Source organism: Pantoea eucrina, assembly GCF_001691555.1.
Lineage (GTDB): Bacteria > Pseudomonadota > Gammaproteobacteria > Enterobacterales > Enterobacteriaceae > Pantoea > Pantoea borealis.
Map to the genome: position 1 here is coordinate 398,158 of NZ_MAYN01000007.1, position 20,729 is coordinate 418,886.

Sequence of the window (20,729 nt, forward strand, 5' to 3'; positions counted from 1 at the left end):
GCACTGACAAACCCTCTCTGTATCGCGATTTACGTCTACCACTTCCTGCGCCTCATCGCTAGAATGCACCTATCCCTGTCTCACCGGCCACTGGCGTAGTTGCGCCCGATTTTTCGCACAGCCGGCACAGGCTGGCGGGGACCGGTTAATGAACAAAGGTCAGAAACAGATGCGGATATTGCTCAGTAACGATGATGGAATCCATGCGCCTGGCATTCAGACGCTGGCGCATGCGCTGCGGGAATTTGCTGAGGTCCAGGTGGTGGCACCTGACCGCAACCGCAGCGGCGCCTCTAATTCACTGACGCTGGAAACGCCGCTGCGTACCTTTACGCATGCCAGCGGCGATATCGCTGTACAGATGGGCACGCCCACCGACTGCGTCTTTCTTGGCGTGAATAAGCTGATGCAGCCGCGTCCCGATATTGTGGTTTCAGGCATCAATGCCGGCCCCAATCTGGGCGATGATGTCATCTATTCCGGTACCGTCGCGGCTGCGATGGAGGGCCGGCATCTCGGCCTGCCGGCGCTGGCGGTGTCGCTGAATGGCCATACGCATTATGACACTGCTGCAGCCGTAACCTGTGTGCTGCTGCGCGCGCTCTCCCGGGCACCGCTGCGCACCGGACGCATCCTCAATATTAATGTGCCCGATTTACCGCTGGCGCAGATTAAAGGCTTTCGCGTTACGCGCTGTGGCAGCCGCCACCCGGCGGATCAGGTGATTTGCACTGAAGATCCACGCGGCCAGCCGCTCTACTGGATCGGTCCACTTGGTAAACAGCTTGATGCCGGACCTGACACCGATTTTGCAGCCGTTGACGCCGGCTATGTTTCGCTGACGGCGCTGCATGTCGATCTCACCGCCCACCCCGCGCAGAGCGTTCTGCAGGACTGGCTGCTGCAGGCAGAGGTCTCACTGGCATGATAAACCGGCGCATCGACACGCTGTTAGCCCAGCTGCGGGCGCAGGGCATTACTGATGAGCGTCTGCTGCAGGCGATTGCCGATGTACCGCGGGAGCGCTTTGTAGATGAAGCCTTTGAGCACAAGGCGTGGGACAACACGGCACTCCCCATCGGCAGCGGACAGACCATTTCTCAGCCCTATATGGTGGCGCGTATGACCGCGCTGCTGGAGCTGGACCCGCACTCACGCGTACTGGAAATTGGTACCGGCTCCGGCTATCAGACCGCGATTCTTGCGCACCTGGTCGATCACGTTTGCTCCGTTGAGCGCATCAAAGGGCTGCAGTGGCAGGCTAAGCGCCGTCTGAAACAGCTCGACCTGCACAACATCTCTACCCGGCACGGCGACGGCTGGCTCGGCTGGCCCGCGCGCGGGCCGTTTGATGCCATCATTGTTACCGCGGCACCGCCTGAAATTCCGACTGCGCTGATAGCACAACTCGGGGAAGGCGGCAGAATGGTGCTGCCGGTGGGGGAGGACCATCAGGTGCTTAAGCGTCTGCGCCGCCGTAAAGGCGAGCTGACCGAAGAGATTATCGAGCCGGTACGCTTTGTTCCGCTGGTGCAGGGCGACCTGGCGTAAGGGCGATCTTACGTATTTCTTCACAATCCCGGCGTGGCATGGCGCAGGTGATATTGTTACTATCCTCTTTTTCGATACCGATGCGCGTTTGAAACCATACGCGTAGAGAATTATGCGGTTCAGGCCGCAAGAGAGTTCTGACCAGTATTGCCATCACGGGGGAGCAATGAGCACAGGAAGCACCGCATTTCAATTACGCCGTCTGGCGGCAGTCTCACTGGTAGGTTTCTGGCTGGCTGGCTGTAGCTCTGGCGATAACACGCAGGCGCCTATCAGTCAGGTCGGCAGCAGCAACGGCGGCGGTATGCTGACACCTCAGGGCGGCGGCATGGCCGCTCCACAAGGAGGGGGGATGGTCGCCGGGCAGAGTTCCCCGGTACCCGCTATGCCACAAGGTGGAATGTTAAGCAATAATGCACCTTCTGCCGCGCCTGCGGGCGGAATGATTAGTACCAGTAATAATGTAGCGACTGAAAACGGACGAATTGTTTACAACCGAAATTACGGGAATATTCCGAAAGGCAGTTACGGCGGTGAAACCTATACCGTTAAGCGTGGCGACACGCTGTTTTATATCGCCTGGATTACCGGCAACGATTTCCGCGATCTGGCTCAGCGCAACAATATTCCCGCGCCGTACGGCCTGAGCGCCGGCCAAACCCTCCAGGTTGGCAACGGTAACGGTCAGACAATTACCGGTGGAAATGCGATTACAGCGGCCGATGCCAGCCAGAGCGGCACCCCTGGAACCAATACTCAAACGCAAATTAAATCCCCGGCTGTTGCACAGCAACCTGTTATTACGTATTCTGATGATTCAGGTTCGACAGGTGGGAAAATGCTACCGTCGAAAGGAGCAACTAATGTGGCAACGACCACAGCTCCGGTTACCGCACCGCCTACAGTCAGCAGCACTACAAATAGCTCAACCCCGGTGGGGAGCTGGCGCTGGCCGACTGATGGCAAGATCATCGATAACTTCTCTGCTGCGGAAGGCGGAAACAAAGGTATCGATATCGCCGGGTCTCGCGGACAATCTGTTGTCGCTACCGCATCGGGAAGGGTGGTGTACGCAGGTAACGCGTTGCGCGGGTACGGTAATTTGATCATCGTTAAGCATAATGATGATTATCTGAGCGCCTACGCCCACAACGATACAATGCTGGTCCGGGAACAACAGGAAGTTAAGGCGGGGCAAAAGATAGCTACCATGGGTAGCACCGGTACCAGTTCAGTTAGATTGCATTTTGAAATTCGTTACAAGGGGAAATCCGTAAATCCGTTGCGTTATTTACCGCAGCGATAATCCGGCAGAACCTTTGGTGTTCTGCCCTTGGATCACGGGTAGGAGCCGCTTATGAACCAGAATACGCTGAAAGTTAATGAGTTACATGAAGATGCGGAATTCGAGGAGAACGGAGCTGAAGTTTTCGATGAGAAAGCTCTTGTTGAGAACGAACCTGGTGATAGCGAAGTAGCAGAAGAAGAGCTGTTGTCACAGGGTGCGACGCAACGAGTACTGGATGCGACGCAGCTCTACCTCGGAGAGATCGGTTATTCTCCGTTGCTGACAGCAGAAGAAGAAGTCTTCTTTGCGCGTCGTGCTTTACGAGGCGATATTCCTTCTCGCCGCCGCATGATTGAAAGTAACTTACGCCTGGTAGTGAAGATTGCCCGTCGTTACAGCAATCGTGGTCTGGCCCTGCTGGACCTGATTGAAGAGGGTAACCTTGGCCTGATTCGTGCCGTAGAAAAATTTGACCCGGAGCGCGGGTTCCGTTTTTCAACGTACGCTACCTGGTGGATTCGCCAGACTATTGAACGGGCTATCATGAACCAAACCCGTACAATTCGCCTGCCGATTCATATTGTTAAAGAGCTGAACGTTTATCTGCGTACCGCGCGTGAACTTTCACACAAGCTCGATCATGAGCCGAGTGCGGAAGAGATTGCCGAGCAGCTGGATAAGCCAGTTGATGACGTAAGCCGTATGCTGCGTCTCAATGAACGTATTACCTCGGTTGACACCCCGCTGGGTGGTGATTCCGAAAAAGCGCTGCTGGACATCCTGGCCGATGAAAAAGACAACGGTCCGGAAGACACCACGCAGGACGATGACATGAAACAGAGCATCGTTAAGTGGCTGTTTGAACTCAATGCCAAGCAGCGTGAAGTACTGGCGCGTCGTTTCGGCCTGTTAGGCTATGAAGCGGCAACCCTGGAAGATGTGGGTCGTGAAATCGGGTTAACCCGTGAACGCGTTCGTCAGATTCAGGTTGAAGGGCTGCGTCGCCTGCGGGAAATCCTGCAGACACAGGGCCTCAATATCGAAGCACTGTTTCGCGAATAAGCCATAATCAGCAGCAAAAACGGTGACCTGTCAGGTCACCGTTTTTTTTTGCCCGTGTATCAGACCAGGCTTTTCAGCCGGTAGATCCACTCCAGCGCCTGTTTTGGCGTCAGGCTGTCAGGATCCAGCGCTTCCAGCGCGTCTGTTGCGGGTGAGGTTTCTGCCACCAGCAGTGGCAGCTGCGCTCCTCCGGTTGACGAAGCGCTCTGACTCATGGAGATCGTCTCCAGCTCTTTCAGCTTCTGCCGCGCGCGTTTGATCACTTCTTTAGGCACGCCTGCCAGCGCCGCTACCGCCAGGCCATAGCTCTTGCTGGCGGCACCCTCCTGCACGCTGTGCATAAACGCGATAGTATCGCCATGTTCAACCGCATCCAGATGAACATTCACGACGCCCTCCATTTTTTCCGGCAGCGTGGTCAGCTCGAAATAATGGGTGGCAAACAGCGTCATCGCTTTAATCCGGCTGGCAAGATTTTCGGCGCACGCCCAGGCAAGGGACAGACCATCATAGGTTGAGGTCCCGCGGCCTATTTCATCCATCAGTACCAGACTATTTTCCGTAGCGTTATGCAGAATGTTTGCGGTTTCTGTCATCTCAACCATAAACGTGGAGCGGCCGGAGGCGAGGTCGTCTGCTGCGCCGACGCGGGTAAAGATACGATCCACCGGGCCGATCACCACCTCTTCAGCCGGCACAAAACTGCCGATCCACGCCATCAGCGCTATCAGCGCGGTCTGGCGCATATAGGTGCTTTTACCGCCCATATTGGGTCCGGTGATAATCAGCATGCGCCGCTGCATCGACAGCGAGAGTGGGTTGGCAATAAAGGGCTCTTTCAGCACCTGTTCAACCACCGGATGCCGGCCTGCGGTAATGCGGATCCCCGCTTTCTCCTGCAGCACCGGCCGGCAGTAGTTCAGCGTCCAGGCGCGCTCTGCCAGGCTGGCGAGTACATCCAGCTCGGCCAGCGCGGCCGCGCTCAGCTGCAGCGCTTCCAGATGCGGCAGCAGGCGATCGAACAGCTCTTCATAGAGGCCTTTTTCCAGCGCCAGCGCCTTGCCTTTGGAGGTCAGAACTTTATCTTCATACTCTTTCAGCTCAGGGATGATGTAGCGCTCAGCGTTTTTCAGCGTCTGGCGGCGAACATAGTGGATGGGCACCAGGTGACTCTGCCCACGGCTGACCTGAATATAGTAACCGTGCACCGCATTGAAGCCGACTTTTAGCGTATCCAGCCCCAGTTTTTCCCGCTCGCGGATCTCCAGCCGGTCGAGATAGTCACTGGCACCATCGGCCAGCGCCCGCCACTCATCGAGTTCAGCGTTATAGCCCGGCGCAATGACGCCGCCGTCACGGACCAGTACCGGCGGTGATTCAATGATCGCCTGCTCCAGCAGCGTGCGCAGCTCAGCAAATTCGCCCATCTGCGTGCGCAGAGTGACCAGCTGCCCGGCCTCAGCGCCGGTCAGCAGCTGATTGATTTCCGGCAGCTGCTGAAACGCATGCCGCATGCGCGCCAGATCGCGCGGGCGGGCAGTGCGCAGCGCCAGACGTGCCAGTATGCGCTCCAGATCGCCGACCTGGCGCAGTACCGGCTGCAGCGCGTCGCTCAGCGACTGCAGTTCTGCAATGGCATCCTGACGTCGGGTGATCACCGCAATATCGCGCAGCGGCATGTGCAGCCAGCGCTTCAGCATGCGGCTGCCCATGGGCGTGACGGTTTTGTCCAGTACTGCCGCCAGCGTGTTATCGATTCCGCCGGCCAGGTTTTGCGTGATTTCAAGGTTCCGGCGCGTGGCTGCGTCCATGATTACGCTGTCCTGCTGGCGCTCCATACTCAGAGAACGGATGTGCGGCAGGGTGGTGCGCTGGGTATCTTTAGCGTACTGCAGCAGACAGCCTGCTGCCCGCAGCCCCAGATGCGCCTGCTCCACGCCAAACCCGCTGAGGTCGCGCGTGCCAAACTGCAGATTCAGCTGCTGGCGCGCGGTATCGATTTCAAACTCCCACAGCGGGCGCCGCCGCAGCCCGCGGCGCTGATCGATCAGTGACATTGCCTGCAGGTCTTCAGGGTAGAGCAGCTCAGCGGGATTGGTGCGCTGCAGCTCAGCGGCCATGGTTTCAGCATCGCCCGGTTCGCTCAGGCGGAAACGCCCGGAGCTGATATCCAGCGTGGCGTAACCAAAGCCGCGCTGGCTCTGGAAGATAGCAGCCAGCAGGTTATCCTGGCGCTCCTGCAGCAACGCCTCATCGCTGATAGTGCCGGGAGTAACAATCCGCACCACCTTGCGCTCAACCGGCCCTTTGCTCAGCGCCGGATCGCCGATCTGTTCGCAAATCGCCACCGACTCGCCCAGCTGCACCAGCTTTGCCAGATAGCCCTCTACGGCGTGATAGGGCACACCCGCCATTGGAATCGGCTCGCCAGCGGAGGCGCCACGTTTGGTCAGGGAGATTTCCAGCAGCTGCGAGGCGCGTTTTGCGTCATCAAAGAACAGCTCGTAGAAATCGCCCATACGGTAAAAAAGCAGGATGTCAGGGTGATCGGCTTTCAGGCGCAGATACTGCTGCATCATTGGCGTGTGAGCGCTGATATTCTCTAATGTACTCATAGTATTAGGGTTTCCATGTTTAAACATAAGCAGCGCGATACATGATGTTGATTGTCATTTATCTGCCTTTCAGCGCTGTATTACGGCGTAAAACCCGTTTAAGGCTCAACTTGTTGCCCGATGATAGCTGAAGGGCGGCCATTAACCTGAATGTGTTCACGACTGTGTGCTGATTATGATAACGAAGTCTGTATAGCAGGAAAACCGGCGCGCAGGGCTGTTTCTTCGGGGGCGCTTCAGAATTGCACACTACGCCGGCCCTGTTTCTGCACTGAGCACGTAAAATGTCATCGTCAACATTTCATTAAAGCTGCTACCATCGCGTTACTCTTGCTGATACTGCCGATAGCGAATGTTATGACCCGAAAAAGCACCAAAGCGGCCACCATTAAAGATATTGCGCAGATTGCAGGCGTAACCAATATCACCGTTTCGCGCGTGTTTACTGCGCCTGATAAGGTCAAACCCGAAACGCGCGAGCGGATCCTTGCCGCCGCGCGCAAGCTTAACTATGTTCCCAACGCCTTTGCCCGCACTATCAAGGCCAGCCAGAGCCGTATTATTGGCGTGGTCACTGACGACACCTTCAATATTGTCTATTCCCACATCATTAAAGAGGTGTGCCGTCTGTCGGATGCTAAAGGCTATTCGGTCATGTTCTTTACCACGAACGGTAACCGGCAGATTGAGGCGCGCGCGCTGCAGACGCTGGTCAGTTACAAAGCGGCAGGGATTATTCTGTCGGTGGTAGAGGATTCTGACCGCTACGACAAAAGCCATATTGACGTGGTGCGTCACTCTTCGAGCCAGCTTATCCAGCTGGATCGTCAGTTTGATACTTCGCTGCCGGCAGTTTATATCAACAACAGTCGCGCCGGTGAACTGGTCGCAGACGCGATAATGAAAAAAGAATATCGTAATGTGCTGGTGATCGGCGGCAGTGAACATTCCCATATCACACAGCAGCGTATTGCCGGTATCCGTAGCGGCATTAATGCGCATGTTAATCTGCACGCGCTTTATACCGACTACCGTTACGAACACGCTAAGGCGATGATCCAGTCATGGTTCTCTACCACTACTGAACGCTACGATGCCATCGTGGGATTAAATGGCATGATCACGCTGGCGGCGATCGCTCTGGCCAATAAGTGGGGGATGCATGACACCCGCTTCATCTCTGTCGATGAAGTCCCCTGTGCCGACGATTTTAATCAGGTTATTCCTTATGTCGCCCATGATACCGGGCAGTGGGCGCGGGTAGTGTCAGAAAATATCATCTCTGCCATTGAGGGCCGCCCCTATGAAACCCGCGTGATGATCAATGGCTTCCTGAAAAACCTTTAGTTTCAGATGCCTGGTGGTTTTTTCTGTAACAGCACTGAAAGCGATGTTAAGAAGATGTGACATGCCGCAAGAATCTCAAACTTGCTCGTCAGCGGATGTTGACGTTGTCATTCTTGGTGTTTAAATTTTGATCTCACTTCTGGCGGAATGAATTTATTCATCCTCACAGGGCGTATTCCTGGCAGATAAGACGTTTTTGCTCCTATGTTAACGTCAACATTTCAGGTGTGGTTGCGCAGTGTTTCGTGTACCGGCTTTATTTCGTAACGACGACAAGCAGTTAACTGAAAAGACCCGGAGAAAACTATGAAAGGCAAACTGAATACCCTGCTGGCGCTCTGTGTAACAACCCCTTTAATGCTGGCATCTGCGTTAGCAATAGCGAAACCGCTGACCATCGGCATGTCCTTCCAGGAAATGAATAATCCCTATTTTGTCACGATGCAGGAAGCGCTCAAGGACGCCGCCGGCAGCATGGGGGCCACGGTTATTGAGGCAGATGCCCGTCATGATGTTTCAAAGCAGATCAACGACATTGAAGACATGCTGCAGAAAAAAGTCGACATTCTGCTGATTAATCCGGCAGATACCAATGGTGTTGAAAACGCAGTTAATGAGGCGAAAAAAGCGGGAGTGGTGGTGGTAGCGATTGACGCTCAGGCCAAAGGCCCTATCGATTCCTTTGTCGGCTCTAAAAATTATGATGCCGGCCTGCAGGCCGGAGAGTTTCTGGCCAAAGCGCTGGGCGGTAAAGGTAAAGTCGCCATTCTTGATGGTATTCCGGTAGTGCCGATTATTGAACGCGTCAAAGGGTTTGAAGATGCGATGAAGAAGTATCCCGGCATCAAAATCGTTAACCGTCAGAACGGCAAGCAGGAGCGCGATACCGCACTGAGCGTTACCGAGAATATGCTGCAGGCGGCACCGGATCTGGCAGGCATATTTAGCGTCAATGATACCGGTGCGCTTGGGGCCCTGGCGGCGATTCAGGCTAATGGCGCAGATGTGAAACTGGTCAGCGTCGATGGTCAGCCGGAAGCGGTTAAAGAGATTGAAAAAGCGGGCTCGCCGTTTATTGCCACCTCTGCGCAGTTCCCACGCGACATGGTACGGCTTGGGCTGGGTGTAGCGATGGCGAAGCACTGGGGAAGTCAGGTGCCGGCTGCGGTACCGCTTGATGTAAAACTGATCACGAAAGAGAACGCCAGCGGCTTTAGCTGGTAATCACTCCGGGGAGGCGCTGTCATGCCGTTACTGCAACTCAACGGAATCAGTAAATCATTTCCAGGCGTACGCGCGTTAAATAACATTAATCTGACGCTGCAAGCCGGTGAAATTCATGCGCTGCTCGGTGAAAACGGAGCGGGTAAATCCACGCTGATGAAGATTCTGAGCGGAATTTATCAGCCTGACAGCGGCGAGATCTGTATCAACGATCGGCCACAGCAGTTCGCTGGCTATCGTCAGGCGATAACAGCCGGCGTGGGGATTGTCTTTCAGGAGTTCTCGCTGATACCCGGCCTTAATGCAGTAGAGAATATCTTTCTGAATCGCGAACAGCGTACCCGCTGGGGATGGCTGGATCGCAAGACGATGCGTGATCGTACGCTGGCGCTGCTGGCGCGACTGGGGGTTGAGCTCGATCCGGACATTGCAGTGACGCATCTCAGCGTGGCGCAGCAGCAATTTGTTGAGATTGCCAAAGCGCTGGCGCTGGATGCACGGATCCTGATCCTGGATGAACCTACGGCGACGCTGACGCCGGGTGAAGCTGAGCATCTGTTCCGGGTGATGCGCGACCTGCGGCAGCAGGGGGTGGGCATGCTGTTCATCTCGCATCATCTGGAGGAGATCTTTGCCGTGTGCGACACCATTACGGTACTGCGTGACGGAGGCTATGTTGGCACCATCCCGGTGAGCGAATGCAGCAGCGAGCAGCTGGTAAAAATGATGGTGGGCCGTCAGGTAGCACAGCATTTTCCCGACAAGCTGCCGCTACCGGCGGCAACGCTACCGCTGCTCGAGGTTAACCTGCAGCGTCAGCGTCAGGGGCCGGCAGACGCCTTTCAGCTCTGGCCTGGGGAGATTCTCGGCTTTGCCGGGCTGGTGGGGTCGGGTCGCACTGAAACCGCCTGCGCGATGCTGGGAGCGCAGGCGTGCTGGCAAAAGCAGGTGCGGCTGAATGGCGAGCCGCTGCGGCTGCGCAGTCCGGCCGATGCTTTAGAGCAGGGGATTGGGCTGCTGCCGGAAAACCGGAAAACCGAAGGGCTGGTACTGCCGTTTAGCGTCGCGCATAACATTACCCTGAACCGGCAGATCACCCACGGCGGATTTCTGCACCATGTGCGCGAGCGTGAAGTGGTCAGCGATCTTATCCGCAGGGTTGGCGTGAAGACGCCGTCAGCGGAGCAGGAGGTCAATACGCTTAGCGGCGGCAATCAGCAAAAGGTGGTCATTGCGCGCTGGCTGAACAATGACTGTAAGGTGCTGATTTTTGACGAGCCCACACGCGGTATCGATGTGGGCGCAAAAATGGAAATTTATCAGCTGATGCAGCAGCTGACGCGTAAAGGCATCGCCATCATCGTCATCTCTTCTGAGCTGCCGGAGATTATTGGCCTCTGTCACCGGGTGCTGGTGTTTCGCAACGGACACATCGCGCAGGAGCTTCACGATACCGCAATCAACGCTGAGACCATCATGCTACACGCTACGGGGAACGCATCATGAGTATTCTGTCTAATTCCATGCTGTCACAAACGTCGCGCAGGCGCGGCCGGCTTGACCGATGCCTGCATCATCCCGCCTTTCTGCCGTTTGTGGGTTTTGTGCTGCTGTTTATTGTGATGATTTTTCTTAACGACAGCTTTCTGACGGCGAACAACCTCAGTAACGTGGCGCGTCAGGTTTCTATCAACGCCATTATTGCTGTGGGAATGACCTGTGCCATTTTAACCGGCGGGATTGATCTGTCGGTAGGATCGGTAATGGCGCTTTCCGGTACCGTTGCTGCCGGTCTGATGGTGGCGGGTATTCCGATGCCGCTGGCGGTGCTGGCCGGATTACTGATCGGTATGGGCTTTGGCGCTTTAAATGGCGGCTGTATCGCCTGGCTGCGTATGCCGCCCATTATCGTTACGCTCGCCAGTATGGGGATCGCACGGGGACTGGCGCTGATGTATACCGGGGGGTATCCCATCTCCGGCCTGCCGGAAAGCTTCATGATGTTTGGCCGTGTCAGCCTGCTGGGTATTCAGGTGCCTATTTTAATCATGCTGGTGGTCTATTTACTGGCGTGGATCTTACTGCACCAGAAACCCTTTGGTCGCCACGTCTACGCCCTCGGTGGCAATGAAGAGGCTGCGCGCCTGAGTGGTATCCGCGTCTCCCGCACCAAGCTCTGGGTCTATATCATCAGCGGCCTCACGGCGGCCGTGGCCGGCATTGTGCTCAGTTCGCGTCTGATGAGCGGGCAGCCAAACGCCGGTAATGGTTTTGAGCTGGATGCGATCGCTGCTGTGGTGCTGGGTGGGGCGGCAATAGCCGGCGGAAAAGGCGCCATTCTTGGCACATTAGTGGGCGCGATGATGCTCGGCATTCTCAACAATGGTCTGAATCTGATGGGCGTTTCACCTTATGTGCAGATTGTGATTAAAGGCGGGATCATTCTGGGCGCAATCTGGCTGAGTTCCGTTAAGCGTAAAGCACACCGTTAAGATGACCTGCGGGTCATCTCTATATCATTCAATGTTGACGTTAACATTTATCGAAAAGGATATGCTATGAATATTCTGCCGCAACAGATCAAAAGCCTGGTGAACTACGGCCCGCGCGATTATCGCCTGGAAACGTTACCGCTTCCTGAGCCGAAAGCACGTGAGCTGCTGGTAAAAGTCGGAGCGTGTGGTATCTGCGCCTCTGACGTCCACTGCTGGCACGGGGCACCCATGTACTGGGGAGACGGCAATCCGGAAAAAGCCTGGGTTAAAACGCCCGTGGTGGTAGGGCACGAGTTTTATGGCACGGTAGTGGGGTATGGCGAAGGCGCGCTGGAACATTTTGGCGTGTCGCCCGGTGACCGCGTCATCGCTGAGCAGATCATTCCCTGTACTCAGTGCCGCTTCTGCAAAGATGGCAAATACTGGATGTGCGAAAAGCATGATATCTACGGCTTTCAGACGCAGGACTCTGATGGCGGCATGACCGAATATATGCTGTTTAAAGCCAACAGCCGGGTACATAAAATCCCTGATACGCTGACGCACGAAGAGTGTGCGCTGATTGAGCCATTCGCCTGTGCCGTTCACGCGGTGAATCGCGCGGCGATTGAATTCAATGATGTGGTGGTGCTGGCGGGTGCCGGCCCGCTTGGTACCGGCATGATTCAGGCTATCCGACTGAAAAATCCCAAACTGTTTATTGTGCTGGATACCATTCCGGAACGTCTGGCGCTGGCGAAAAAGCTGGGGGCCGATCTGGTTTTCAACCCGCTGGAGCAGGATGTGGATGCGGAGGTGCGCAAACTCACTGACGGCTACGGCTGTGATATCTATATAGAGGCGACCGGCAACCCGCTGGCGGTTAATCAGGGACTGCAGATGATCCGGCGCATGGGCCGCTATGTCGAGTTCAGCGTCTTTGGCAAGCCTGCCACGGTGGACTGGTCAATTATCGGCGACCGCAAAGAGCTGGATGTGCGCGGCTCGCACCTTGGCCCGCACTGTTATGAAACAGTCATCAGCTTTTTTGAGAAAAAATGGTTCACCGCAGAAGGCATTGTCACGCACAGTTTTCCGCTGGCGGAGTGGGAGCAGGGCTTTGCGATGGCATCAGGTCGTGAATCGATCAAAGTGCTGCTGGTACCCTGAACCTGTTGCGTGCGCAACCTCGCGTTGAGGGGGCGCACGCAGCGCGTAAAGTTACGACATTATTCTGTCCGTCAATGCGCTGAACGTCTACCATAAGCGTTTAGGTTTTTTGCTCGCTTATGGATATCTAATGCGTATTAAGGTTGCCCTCATTCCGTTCTTTTTCCTGCTTGCTGCCTGCAGCAGTAAGCCTGCTTCTCACCAGCAAGGCGATGTTGTGCCGGCGCCTAAAGGTGGCTTTCTGCTGGACACTTCGCATGCGGTTCAGCCGATGTTCGGTGACTTTGCCGGCAACCCGGCGGCGGAGCAGTTTATCGATCAGATGGTAGCGAAGCACGGTTTCGACCGCGATCAGCTGCATGCGGTTATCGGCCAGGCAAAAAGGCTTGATTACGTGCTGCGCCTGATGGATCAGCAGGCGCCGAGCTATACGCCGCCCGCAGGGCCAAACGGTGCCTGGCTGCGCTACCGGAAAAAATTCATAACGCCTGATAACGTACAGAATGGCGTGGCGTTCTGGAATCAGTATGAGGATGCTCTGCAGCGGGCGCAGCAGGTTTATGGCGTACCACCGGAAATTATTGTGGGCATCATCGGCGTTGAGACGCGCTGGGGTCGGGTAATGGGCAAAACGCGTCTGCTGGACGCGCTGGCGACGCTCTCCTTCAACTATCCGCGTCGCGCCGCCTATTTCAGCAGCGAGCTGGAAACGTTTCTGCTGATGGCACGCACCGAGCAGGATGATCCGCTGGATCTGCGCGGATCGTTTGCCGGGGCAATGGGCTATGGCCAGTTTATGCCCTCATCCTATAAAGAGTACGCCGTGGATTTTAACGGAGATGGCCATACTAACCTCTGGGATCCGGTTGATGCGATTGGCAGCGTAGCAAACTATTTCAAAGCGCACGGCTGGCGCAGCGGTGAGTCGGTCGCTGTCCCGGCCAGTGGGCAGGCACCCGCGCTGGAGAATGGCTTCAAGACGCGTTATCCGGTTGCTACGCTGGCCGCCAGCGGTCTGACACCGCAGGGCTCACTGGACGGTAACAATGAAGCCAGCCTGTTGCGGCTCGATCTCGGCACCAGCTATCAGTACTGGTACGGTCTGCCTAATTTCTATGTGATTACGCGTTATAACCACAGCACGCACTACGCCATGGCGGTGTGGCAGTTGGGAGACGCGGTTGCCAAAGCGCGTCAGGGTAATCTGCTTTAGTACTGTCCTTATAAAGTGTGAGGATATAAGATGGCACCCTCTTTGCGGTGCCGTTTCACCGCATGCAGATTATCAGGAGCACTCATGGAACATTTACCCGCCTGTCCGCTGTGTCAGGCTGATTACACCTGGCAGGATGGCGACAACCTGAACTGTCCGTCGTGTGGCCATATCTGGTCGGCCAGCGGTGCGGAAGCAGGCGATACGCTGCTGGTACGTGATGCCAATGGCAACGTACTGGCAGATGGCGACAGCGTCACCGTAGTCAAAGATTTAAAGGTGAAAGGCAGCTCTTCGGTGCTGAAAATCGGTACCAAAGTCAAAAGTATTCGTCTGGTCGAAGGCGATCACAATATCGACTGCAAAATTGAGGGCTTTGGCCCGATGAAACTCAAATCTGAGTTTGTGAAGAAGAGCTGACAGCCGGACGGTACAGGCCGTCCTGCTTCTCCTTGTGCGCGTATTTACGCTCCACGCTTTCGGTTCTCATTGCACCATTCTCTCTGACAATAGCTTCAGTCTCACTCGCGGCTAAACGCCCGCGCCTGCCTGGCGCAGATAACGACTATGATTGATCAGGCGGCGCTGACGCTGGCTAATCCGTCACGCAGCGGCGGCACCCTGCTGTGCGCTTTCCCGCATCCGTTCAGGATGGGAATAAATCCAGGCCAGCGGCAGCGGAAGCGGGGCCGCAAATTTCGCTGCCGCTGGTTGAAAAGCCCCGCCAGCCGCTCCATTTACTGCTATCGTTGCGCCGCAAAAGGAGAAAGCGATGAATGATGAACAGCTGCAGCAGTTAAGCCATCAGATCGGCGAAAAACTGATCGCGCGGCACGCCAGCGTGACGACGGTTGAGTCCTGTACCGGTGGCTGGATAGCCAAAGTTTTCACTGATATCAGCGGCAGCTCTGCCTGGTTTGAGCGCGGATTTGTCACCTATAGTAATAGTGCCAAGCAGCAGATGGCAGGCGTACAGGCAGCGACGCTCGCGCGTTACGGTGCGGTGAGTGAGCAGACAGTGCGTGAGATGGTGACAGGTGCATGTCAGGCGGCGCAGGCGCCCTACGGGATCGCGGTCAGTGGAATTGCCGGACCCGGTGGCGGCAGCCCGGATAAGCCGGTGGGCACCGTCTGGTTTGCCCTTGCCGGACCGGCGCGCATTCTCACGCAACGCTGTGTTTTTACTGGCGATCGTGAGGCGGTACGACGTCAGTCGGTGGCGTGGGCGCTGCAGACGCTGCTTGATCAATTTCTGATAAATTAGGCTTGATACTGTATGATTATACAGTATAATTATTGGCAACAGAACGGGCGGACACAGCCAGTGTTTGCTCACCCGGCATGATTAGGAGTGTAAATGGCGATCGACGAGAACAAACAGAAGGCTTTAGCTGCCGCACTGGGCCAGATTGAAAAACAATTTGGTAAAGGCTCCATCATGCGTCTGGGTGAAGACCGCTCGATGGATGTAGAAACCATTTCTACCGGCTCCCTGTCGCTGGACATCGCACTGGGTGCGGGTGGCCTGCCGATGGGTCGTATCGTAGAGATCTACGGACCGGAAGCTTCTGGCAAAACCACGCTGACGCTGCAGGTTATTGCAGCTGCACAGCGTAAAGGCAAAACCTGCGCCTTTATTGATGCTGAGCATGCGCTGGATCCGGTCTATGCGAAAAAACTGGGCGTAGATATCGATAATCTGCTCTGTTCACAGCCAGATACCGGTGAGCAGGCGCTGGAAATCTGTGATGCACTGGCACGTTCAGGTGCTGTTGATGTCATCATCGTTGACTCCGTTGCGGCGCTGACGCCTAAAGCGGAAATCGAAGGTGAAATCGGTGACTCGCACATGGGTCTGGCGGCACGTATGATGAGCCAGGCGATGCGTAAGCTGGCGGGTAACCTGAAACAGTCCAACACGCTGCTGATCTTCATCAACCAGATCCGTATGAAAATTGGTGTGATGTTCGGTAACCCGGAAACCACTACCGGCGGTAACGCGCTGAAGTTCTACGCTTCTGTCCGTCTTGATATCCGTCGTATCGGCGCGATCAAAGAGGGTGATGAAGTCGTTGGTAGTGAAACGCGTGTGAAAGTGGTGAAGAACAAAATTGCTGCACCGTTTAAGCAGGCTGAATTCCAGATTATGTATGGCGAAGGTATCAACACCTTTGGTGAGCTGGTAGACCTGGGCGTGAAGCACAAGCTGGTGGAGAAAGCCGGTGCGTGGTACAGCTACAACGGCGACAAGATTGGTCAGGGTAAAGCGAACGCGACTAACTTCCTGAAAGAGAACCCGGCAATTGCTAATGAGATTGATAGCAAGCTGCGTGAGTCGCTGCTGACAGGTGCGACAGCGGAAGCGAATACCAAAGAGCCTTCTGACGCTGAGCTGGAAAAAGCCGGCGACATCAACGAAGACTTTTAATATCAGCGGGAGCAGCAATGCTCCCGTTTTCTTTTATACTCCTCTGTACGCCTTCCGCTCTCTGCCCTCATGCTTTACCCTGCCCGTTACTAACAGTAAGGCTAATACGTATGTCATCAACATCCTCACAGGCCCCGGTACCTGACTTTTCCCGTTTACTCGACCGCGCTATGCGGCTGCTGTCACAGCGCGATCACAGTCGCAGCGAACTGAAGCGCAAATTGCAGCTGTCGGGTCAGCGCGCGGCCTACCTGCAGCAGCAGGAAAATATTCCCATCCCGGATGAGCTACTGGAAAAAGTGCTCGACTGGTGTCAGGAAAATGGCTGGCTGAACGATAATCGATTCACCGAGCGTTTTATTCAGAGTCGGGCGCGTAAAGGGTATGGTCCGCAGCGCGTCAGGATGGAGCTGCAGCAAAAAGGTATCGGACGCGACGAAATTAATCAGGCGCTGGCAGAAAGTGAAATGGACTGGGCGGCGTGTGCTGCTGAGCTTGCCAGACGGAAGTTCGGCGAGCCGCTGCCGCAGACCTGGGCAGAAAAAAGCAAAGTACAGCGCTTTCTCATGACAAAAGGCTTTATGATGGAAGATATTCAGGCGGTTTTCAGAAATAGTGACGACTGAAAGGCAATGTGATTTTACTTCCTATTGCAGAAATTTTATCTTATTCCCACTTTTTGTTCCTCAGTCAGCGACGGACCGGATAGACAGGGTTTGTCAGCGAAAGGGAACGTTCGTTAGCGTGATTCCAGGAATTTTATGAGCAAGAGCACTGCTGAGATCCGTCAAGCGTTTCTCGACTTTTTTCATAGCAAGGGACATCAGGTTGTAGCCAGCAGCTCCCTCGTACCGAATAACGATCCAACGCTGCTGTTTACCAACGCCGGCATGGTGCAGTTCAAAGACGTTTTCCTTGGTCAGGACAAGCGTGACTACACGCGTGCCACTACCTCGCAGCGCTGTGTACGCGCAGGCGGTAAGCATAACGATCTGGAAAATGTGGGTTATACCGCACGCCATCACACCTTTTTTGAAATGCTGGGCAACTTCAGCTTTGGCGACTATTTCAAACAGGAAGCGATTGCTTATGCCTGGGAACTGCTGACGGGTGAGCAGTGGTTCAGCCTGCCCAAAGAGCGTTTATGGGTAACCGTCTACGAAACTGATGACGAAGCCTTTGATATCTGGGCTGACCAGATCGGCGTCCCGCGTGAGCGCATTATCCGTATTGGCGACAACAAGGGCAGCGCGTACGCGTCTGATAACTTCTGGCAGATGGGCGATACCGGCCCCTGCGGTCCCTGCACTGAAATTTTCTATGATCATGGCGACCATATCTGGGGAGGCCCGCCGGGTAGCCCGGAAGAGGATGGCGATCGCTATATTGAGATCTGGAATATCGTGTTTATGCAGTTTAACCGTCAGGCTGACGGCACCATGCAACCGCTGCCTAAGCCGTCAGTGGATACCGGCATGGGGCTGGAGCGTATTGCCGCGGTACTGCAGCATGTAAATTCCAACTATGAGATTGATCTGTTTGCGCGGCTGATTAAATCCGTTGCTCAGGTCACGGGCGCGAGCGACCTCAATAACAAATCGCTGCGTGTTATTGCGGATCACATCCGCTCCTGTGCTTTCCTGATTGCCGATGGTGTCATGCCATCGAATGAAAACCGCGGGTACGTGCTGCGTCGCATCATTCGCCGTGCGGTCCGTCATGGCAACATGCTCGGTGCCAAAGAGGCGTTCTTCTATAAGCTGGTTGCACCGCTGATTGAGGTCATGGGCGCTGCAGGTGAAGATCTGAAGCGTCAGCAGAAGCTGGTCGAAAATGCGCTGAAGGCTGAAGAGGAGCAGTTTGCTAAAACGCTGGAGCGCGGCCTGGCACTGCTGGATGACGAGCTGGCAAAAGTCAGTGGCGATACGCTGGATGGTGAAACCGTATTCCGTCTTTATGACACCTTTGGCTTCCCGGCGGACCTGACCGCTGACGTCTGCCGCGAGCGCAATCTCAAGATTGATGAGGCAGGATTTGAAGCCGCCATGGAGCAGCAGCGCCAGCGCGCGCGCGAAGCCAGTGGCTTTGGCGCAGACTACAATAGCGTTATTCGCGTTGATGCCGTAACCGATTTTAAAGGTTATGAAGCGCTTACGCTGAATGCCACCATTGAAGCGCTGTTTGTTGATGGTCAGCCTGTAGAGCAGATTACAGCTGGTCAGGATGCAGTCGTGATCCTGAACGCCACGCCATTCTACGGTGAATCAGGCGGGCAGGTGGGTGATACCGGCGTACTGACAGGGCAGAATGCTGAATTTAGCGTGCAGGATACGCAAAAGTATGGCAAAGCACTGGGACATATCGGTAAGCTCACCCACGGTCAGCTGCGTATCGGTGATGCGCTGCAGGCGCAGGTAAACGAAGCGCGCCGGGCGCGTATTCGCCTGAATCACTCGGCGACACACCTGATGCATGAAGCGTTGCGTGAGGTACTGGGCGATCACGTTGGTCAGAAAGGCTCGCTGAATAACGATAAATATCTGCGTTTTGACTTCTCGCACTCTGAAGCGATGAAACCGCAGCAGATCCGTGAGGTGGAAGATATTGTCAACGCACAGATCCGCCGCAACCTGCTGATTCAGACCGATATCATGGATCTGGAAGAGGCCAAAGCGCGCGGTGCAATGGCGTTGTTTGGTGAGAAATACGATCAGCGTGTACGCGTGGTCAGCATGGGTGAATATTCAGTAGAGCTGTGTGGCGGTACGCACGCTGCGCGCACTGGCGATATCGGCTTGTTCCGCATTCAGTCTGAGTCGGGCACGGCTGCTGGTATTCGCCGTATTGAAGCACTGACCGGCGAGGCTGCTATTGCGCAGCTGCATGCGCAGAGCGATCAGCTGGCTGATATTGCCCAGGTTGTAAAAGCCAACAGCAGCAATCTCAATGAGAAGGTGCGCGGTCTGGTTGATAACGTCCGTGCGCTGGAGAAAGAGCTGCAGCAGCTACGCGATCAGCAGGCGGCACAGGAGAGCGCATCGCTGAGCAGCAACGCCATCGAAATCAAAGGTGCTAAGCTGCTGGTGAGTGAGCTGAGCAACACTGAGCCTAAAATGTTGCGTACGATTATGGATGACCTCAAAAATCAGCTTGGGTCTGCCGTTATCGTACTGGCAACGGTCGCAGAAGGTAAGGTTTCGCTGATTGCGGGCGTAACCAAAGATCTGACCGATCGCGTGAAGGCAGGCGAGCTGATTGGCGAACTGGCCGTTCAGGTGGGCGGTAAAGGCGGTGGACGTCCTGACATGGCGCAGGCGGGTGGAACCAATCCGCAGGCGCTGGCAGGCGCGCTGGCAGGCGTACAGGAGTGGGTAAGCAGCCGGCTGTAACAATTAAAATTAAGCGTTGTATAGCGCCGGGAACGTCTGTTCCGGCGCTTTTTAGTGCAATGGACACCAGGTAATGACAAAGTCCGGTCGATGTAGTGTATTTCGGCTAAACTAATTATCAGCAGAATGTATTGGCGTGACAAATCGCAATGGTGTATTTGTCATAGGCATTGTTCAGCGGTATATGATGGATATGGCCGGGAACCCGAACAGGCCCGACTCTTTTAATCTTTCAAGGAGCAAAGAATGCTTATTCTAACTCGTCGAGTTGGTGAAACCCTCATGATTGGCGATGAGGTGACTGTAACGGTGCTGGGTGTTAAAGGTAACCAGGTCCGCATTGGTGTTAATGCGCCAAAAGAAGTATCAGTACATCGTGAAGAGATTTATCAGCGTATTCAGGCTGAAAAAACGCAAACCACGGGTTACTAACGTTTTCAGCGTCTCGCTCATGGGCGAGACGCTACCTTTCTGCTTCCTCCGCTCATTTATTTCTGTTTTACCCGTCTCTGTTTTTTCATTGCTCTCCTGGCTTTTGCTGTTGATAAATCACTCTTTTCGCCGCTAAATCAGCCGAATTGTGCGTCATTTGTGCAATCAGACGCGTGAGTGAAAAAAGTCGGGAGAAATTGTTTGACTTATAAGTCCGGGAAAGTAATATGTGCGCCACGCAGTGCCGATGAGCAGAAACAAGTTCAGAAGCACGGTTCGGAAGAACGCGTAAGGTGAGGTGGCCGAGAGGCTGAAGGCGCTCCCCTGCTAAGGGAGTATGCGGTCAAAAGCTGCATCCGGGGTTCGAATCCCCGCCTCACCGCCATTTCCGATGCATCCATAGCTCAGCTGGATAGAGTACTCGGCTACGAACCGAGCGGTCGGAGGTTCGAATCCTCCTGGATGCACCATCTTTCAGATGGTAGCGGAAAAAGTTAAAGAGTGAACGAGCAGTTCCTTTCATGGTGAGTTGTTAG

General features: G+C 55.1%; 17 protein-coding genes and 2 tRNA genes. 18 read left to right on the forward strand and 1 reads right to left on the reverse strand.

Going from position 1 to position 20,729, the window contains the following annotated elements; all coding sequences use genetic code 11:
* Positions 1–169 precede the first annotated feature (169 nt).
* From surE to rpoS, 4 genes are all read left to right on the forward strand, one after another.
* Entirely contained in the window at positions 170–928 is a 759-nt protein-coding gene (gene surE / locus BBA90_RS05845) for a 5'/3'-nucleotidase SurE (RefSeq protein ID WP_065648378.1), read from the forward strand.
* Complete coding sequence (locus BBA90_RS05850; protein WP_065648329.1) at positions 925–1,551, forward strand: protein-L-isoaspartate(D-aspartate) O-methyltransferase; 627 nt, start codon at positions 925–927, stop codon at positions 1,549–1,551. The genes surE and BBA90_RS05850 overlap by 4 nt, the downstream gene beginning before the upstream one ends.
* A 166-nt stretch (positions 1,552–1,717) precedes the next feature.
* A complete protein-coding gene (nlpD, locus tag BBA90_RS05855; protein ID WP_065648330.1) occupies positions 1,718–2,857 on the forward strand; it encodes a murein hydrolase activator NlpD in 1,140 nt (379 codons plus the stop codon).
* A gap of 51 nt (positions 2,858–2,908) precedes the next feature.
* On the forward strand, positions 2,909–3,901 hold the full coding sequence (rpoS, locus tag BBA90_RS05860; RefSeq protein ID WP_039330767.1) for an RNA polymerase sigma factor RpoS: 993 nt from the start codon (positions 2,909–2,911) through the stop codon (positions 3,899–3,901).
* 59 nt (positions 3,902–3,960) lie between these two features.
* Here the strand turns inward: rpoS and mutS are convergent, their stop codons facing one another.
* Complete coding sequence (gene mutS, locus BBA90_RS05865; protein ID WP_065648331.1) at positions 3,961–6,516, reverse strand: DNA mismatch repair protein MutS; 2,556 nt, start codon at positions 6,514–6,516, stop codon at positions 3,961–3,963.
* A 357-nt stretch (positions 6,517–6,873) separates the two neighbouring features.
* Here mutS and BBA90_RS05870 point away from each other — a divergent pair, with 357 nt between their 5' ends.
* The 14 genes from BBA90_RS05870 (at position 6,874) to BBA90_RS05940 (ending at position 20,663) form a co-directional block, all read left to right on the forward strand.
* Positions 6,874–7,863 (forward strand): LacI family DNA-binding transcriptional regulator, encoded by a 990-nt coding sequence (locus BBA90_RS05870; RefSeq protein WP_065648332.1) that lies wholly within the window; start codon positions 6,874–6,876, stop codon positions 7,861–7,863.
* 357 nt (positions 7,864–8,220) lie between these two features.
* A complete protein-coding gene (locus BBA90_RS05875) occupies positions 8,221–9,087 on the forward strand; it encodes an ABC transporter substrate-binding protein (RefSeq protein WP_412159524.1) in 867 nt (288 codons plus the stop codon).
* Between the two features lie 21 nt (positions 9,088–9,108).
* Positions 9,109–10,593 (forward strand): sugar ABC transporter ATP-binding protein, encoded by a 1,485-nt coding sequence (locus BBA90_RS05880; protein WP_065648334.1) that lies wholly within the window; start codon positions 9,109–9,111, stop codon positions 10,591–10,593.
* Positions 10,590–11,579 (forward strand): ABC transporter permease, encoded by a 990-nt coding sequence (locus tag BBA90_RS05885; RefSeq protein WP_065648335.1) that lies wholly within the window; start codon positions 10,590–10,592, stop codon positions 11,577–11,579. Before BBA90_RS05880 ends, BBA90_RS05885 begins: the two co-directional genes overlap by 4 nt.
* Positions 11,580–11,645: 66 nt before the next feature.
* Positions 11,646–12,731: an alcohol dehydrogenase catalytic domain-containing protein gene (locus BBA90_RS05890; protein ID WP_065648336.1), complete on the forward strand. Its 1,086-nt coding sequence runs from the start codon at positions 11,646–11,648 to the stop codon at positions 12,729–12,731.
* 130 nt (positions 12,732–12,861) lie between these two features.
* Positions 12,862–13,944 (forward strand): lytic murein transglycosylase B, encoded by a 1,083-nt coding sequence (gene mltB / locus BBA90_RS05895; RefSeq protein ID WP_065648337.1) that lies wholly within the window; start codon positions 12,862–12,864, stop codon positions 13,942–13,944.
* 84 nt (positions 13,945–14,028) lie between these two features.
* Positions 14,029–14,364: a zinc ribbon domain-containing protein YjdM gene (locus BBA90_RS05900; RefSeq protein WP_065648338.1), complete on the forward strand. Its 336-nt coding sequence runs from the start codon at positions 14,029–14,031 to the stop codon at positions 14,362–14,364.
* 352 nt (positions 14,365–14,716) lie between these two features.
* The gene (gene pncC / locus BBA90_RS05910; RefSeq protein WP_065648340.1) at positions 14,717–15,208 is read left to right on the forward strand and encodes a nicotinamide-nucleotide amidase; all 492 of its coding nucleotides are present in this window, start codon (positions 14,717–14,719) and stop codon (positions 15,206–15,208) included.
* A 93-nt stretch (positions 15,209–15,301) separates the two neighbouring features.
* Entirely contained in the window at positions 15,302–16,372 is a 1,071-nt protein-coding gene (gene recA, locus BBA90_RS05915; protein ID WP_065648341.1) for a recombinase RecA, read from the forward strand.
* A 110-nt stretch (positions 16,373–16,482) separates the two neighbouring features.
* A complete protein-coding gene (locus tag BBA90_RS05920; RefSeq protein ID WP_206099889.1) occupies positions 16,483–16,998 on the forward strand; it encodes a regulatory protein RecX in 516 nt (171 codons plus the stop codon).
* Between the two features lie 135 nt (positions 16,999–17,133).
* Positions 17,134–19,761: an alanine--tRNA ligase gene (gene alaS, locus BBA90_RS05925; RefSeq protein WP_065648342.1), complete on the forward strand. Its 2,628-nt coding sequence runs from the start codon at positions 17,134–17,136 to the stop codon at positions 19,759–19,761.
* 246 nt (positions 19,762–20,007) lie between these two features.
* The gene (csrA, locus tag BBA90_RS05930) at positions 20,008–20,193 is read left to right on the forward strand and encodes a carbon storage regulator CsrA (RefSeq protein ID WP_039379826.1); all 186 of its coding nucleotides are present in this window, start codon (positions 20,008–20,010) and stop codon (positions 20,191–20,193) included.
* A 292-nt stretch (positions 20,194–20,485) separates the two neighbouring features.
* A tRNA-Ser gene (locus BBA90_RS05935) sits at positions 20,486–20,578 on the forward strand.
* A gap of 8 nt (positions 20,579–20,586) precedes the next feature.
* Positions 20,587–20,663, forward strand: a tRNA-Arg gene (locus BBA90_RS05940).
* The last annotated feature ends 66 nt before the right edge of the window (positions 20,664–20,729 follow it).

Bases quoted from the DNA above. Each gene is read 5' to 3' on its own strand.
- surE (WP_065648378.1), top strand. From the start codon at position 170: ATGCGGATATTGCTCAGTAACGATGATGGAATCCATGCGCCTGGCATT.
- BBA90_RS05850 (WP_065648329.1), top strand. From the start codon at position 925: ATGATAAACCGGCGCATCGACACGCTGTTAGCCCAGCTGCGGGCGCAG.
- nlpD (WP_065648330.1), top strand. From the start codon at position 1,718: ATGAGCACAGGAAGCACCGCATTTCAATTACGCCGTCTGGCGGCAGTC.
- rpoS (WP_039330767.1), top strand. From the start codon at position 2,909: ATGAACCAGAATACGCTGAAAGTTAATGAGTTACATGAAGATGCGGAA.
- mutS (WP_065648331.1), bottom strand. From the start codon at position 6,516: ATGAGTACATTAGAGAATATCAGCGCTCACACGCCAATGATGCAGCAG.
- BBA90_RS05870 (WP_065648332.1), top strand. From the start codon at position 6,874: ATGACCCGAAAAAGCACCAAAGCGGCCACCATTAAAGATATTGCGCAG.
- BBA90_RS05875 (WP_412159524.1), top strand. From the start codon at position 8,221: ATGCTGGCATCTGCGTTAGCAATAGCGAAACCGCTGACCATCGGCATG.
- BBA90_RS05880 (WP_065648334.1), top strand. From the start codon at position 9,109: ATGCCGTTACTGCAACTCAACGGAATCAGTAAATCATTTCCAGGCGTA.
- BBA90_RS05885 (WP_065648335.1), top strand. From the start codon at position 10,590: ATGAGTATTCTGTCTAATTCCATGCTGTCACAAACGTCGCGCAGGCGC.
- BBA90_RS05890 (WP_065648336.1), top strand. From the start codon at position 11,646: ATGAATATTCTGCCGCAACAGATCAAAAGCCTGGTGAACTACGGCCCG.
- mltB (WP_065648337.1), top strand. From the start codon at position 12,862: ATGCGTATTAAGGTTGCCCTCATTCCGTTCTTTTTCCTGCTTGCTGCC.
- BBA90_RS05900 (WP_065648338.1), top strand. From the start codon at position 14,029: ATGGAACATTTACCCGCCTGTCCGCTGTGTCAGGCTGATTACACCTGG.
- pncC (WP_065648340.1), top strand. From the start codon at position 14,717: ATGAATGATGAACAGCTGCAGCAGTTAAGCCATCAGATCGGCGAAAAA.
- recA (WP_065648341.1), top strand. From the start codon at position 15,302: ATGGCGATCGACGAGAACAAACAGAAGGCTTTAGCTGCCGCACTGGGC.
- BBA90_RS05920 (WP_206099889.1), top strand. From the start codon at position 16,483: ATGTCATCAACATCCTCACAGGCCCCGGTACCTGACTTTTCCCGTTTA.
- alaS (WP_065648342.1), top strand. From the start codon at position 17,134: ATGAGCAAGAGCACTGCTGAGATCCGTCAAGCGTTTCTCGACTTTTTT.
- csrA (WP_039379826.1), top strand. From the start codon at position 20,008: ATGCTTATTCTAACTCGTCGAGTTGGTGAAACCCTCATGATTGGCGAT.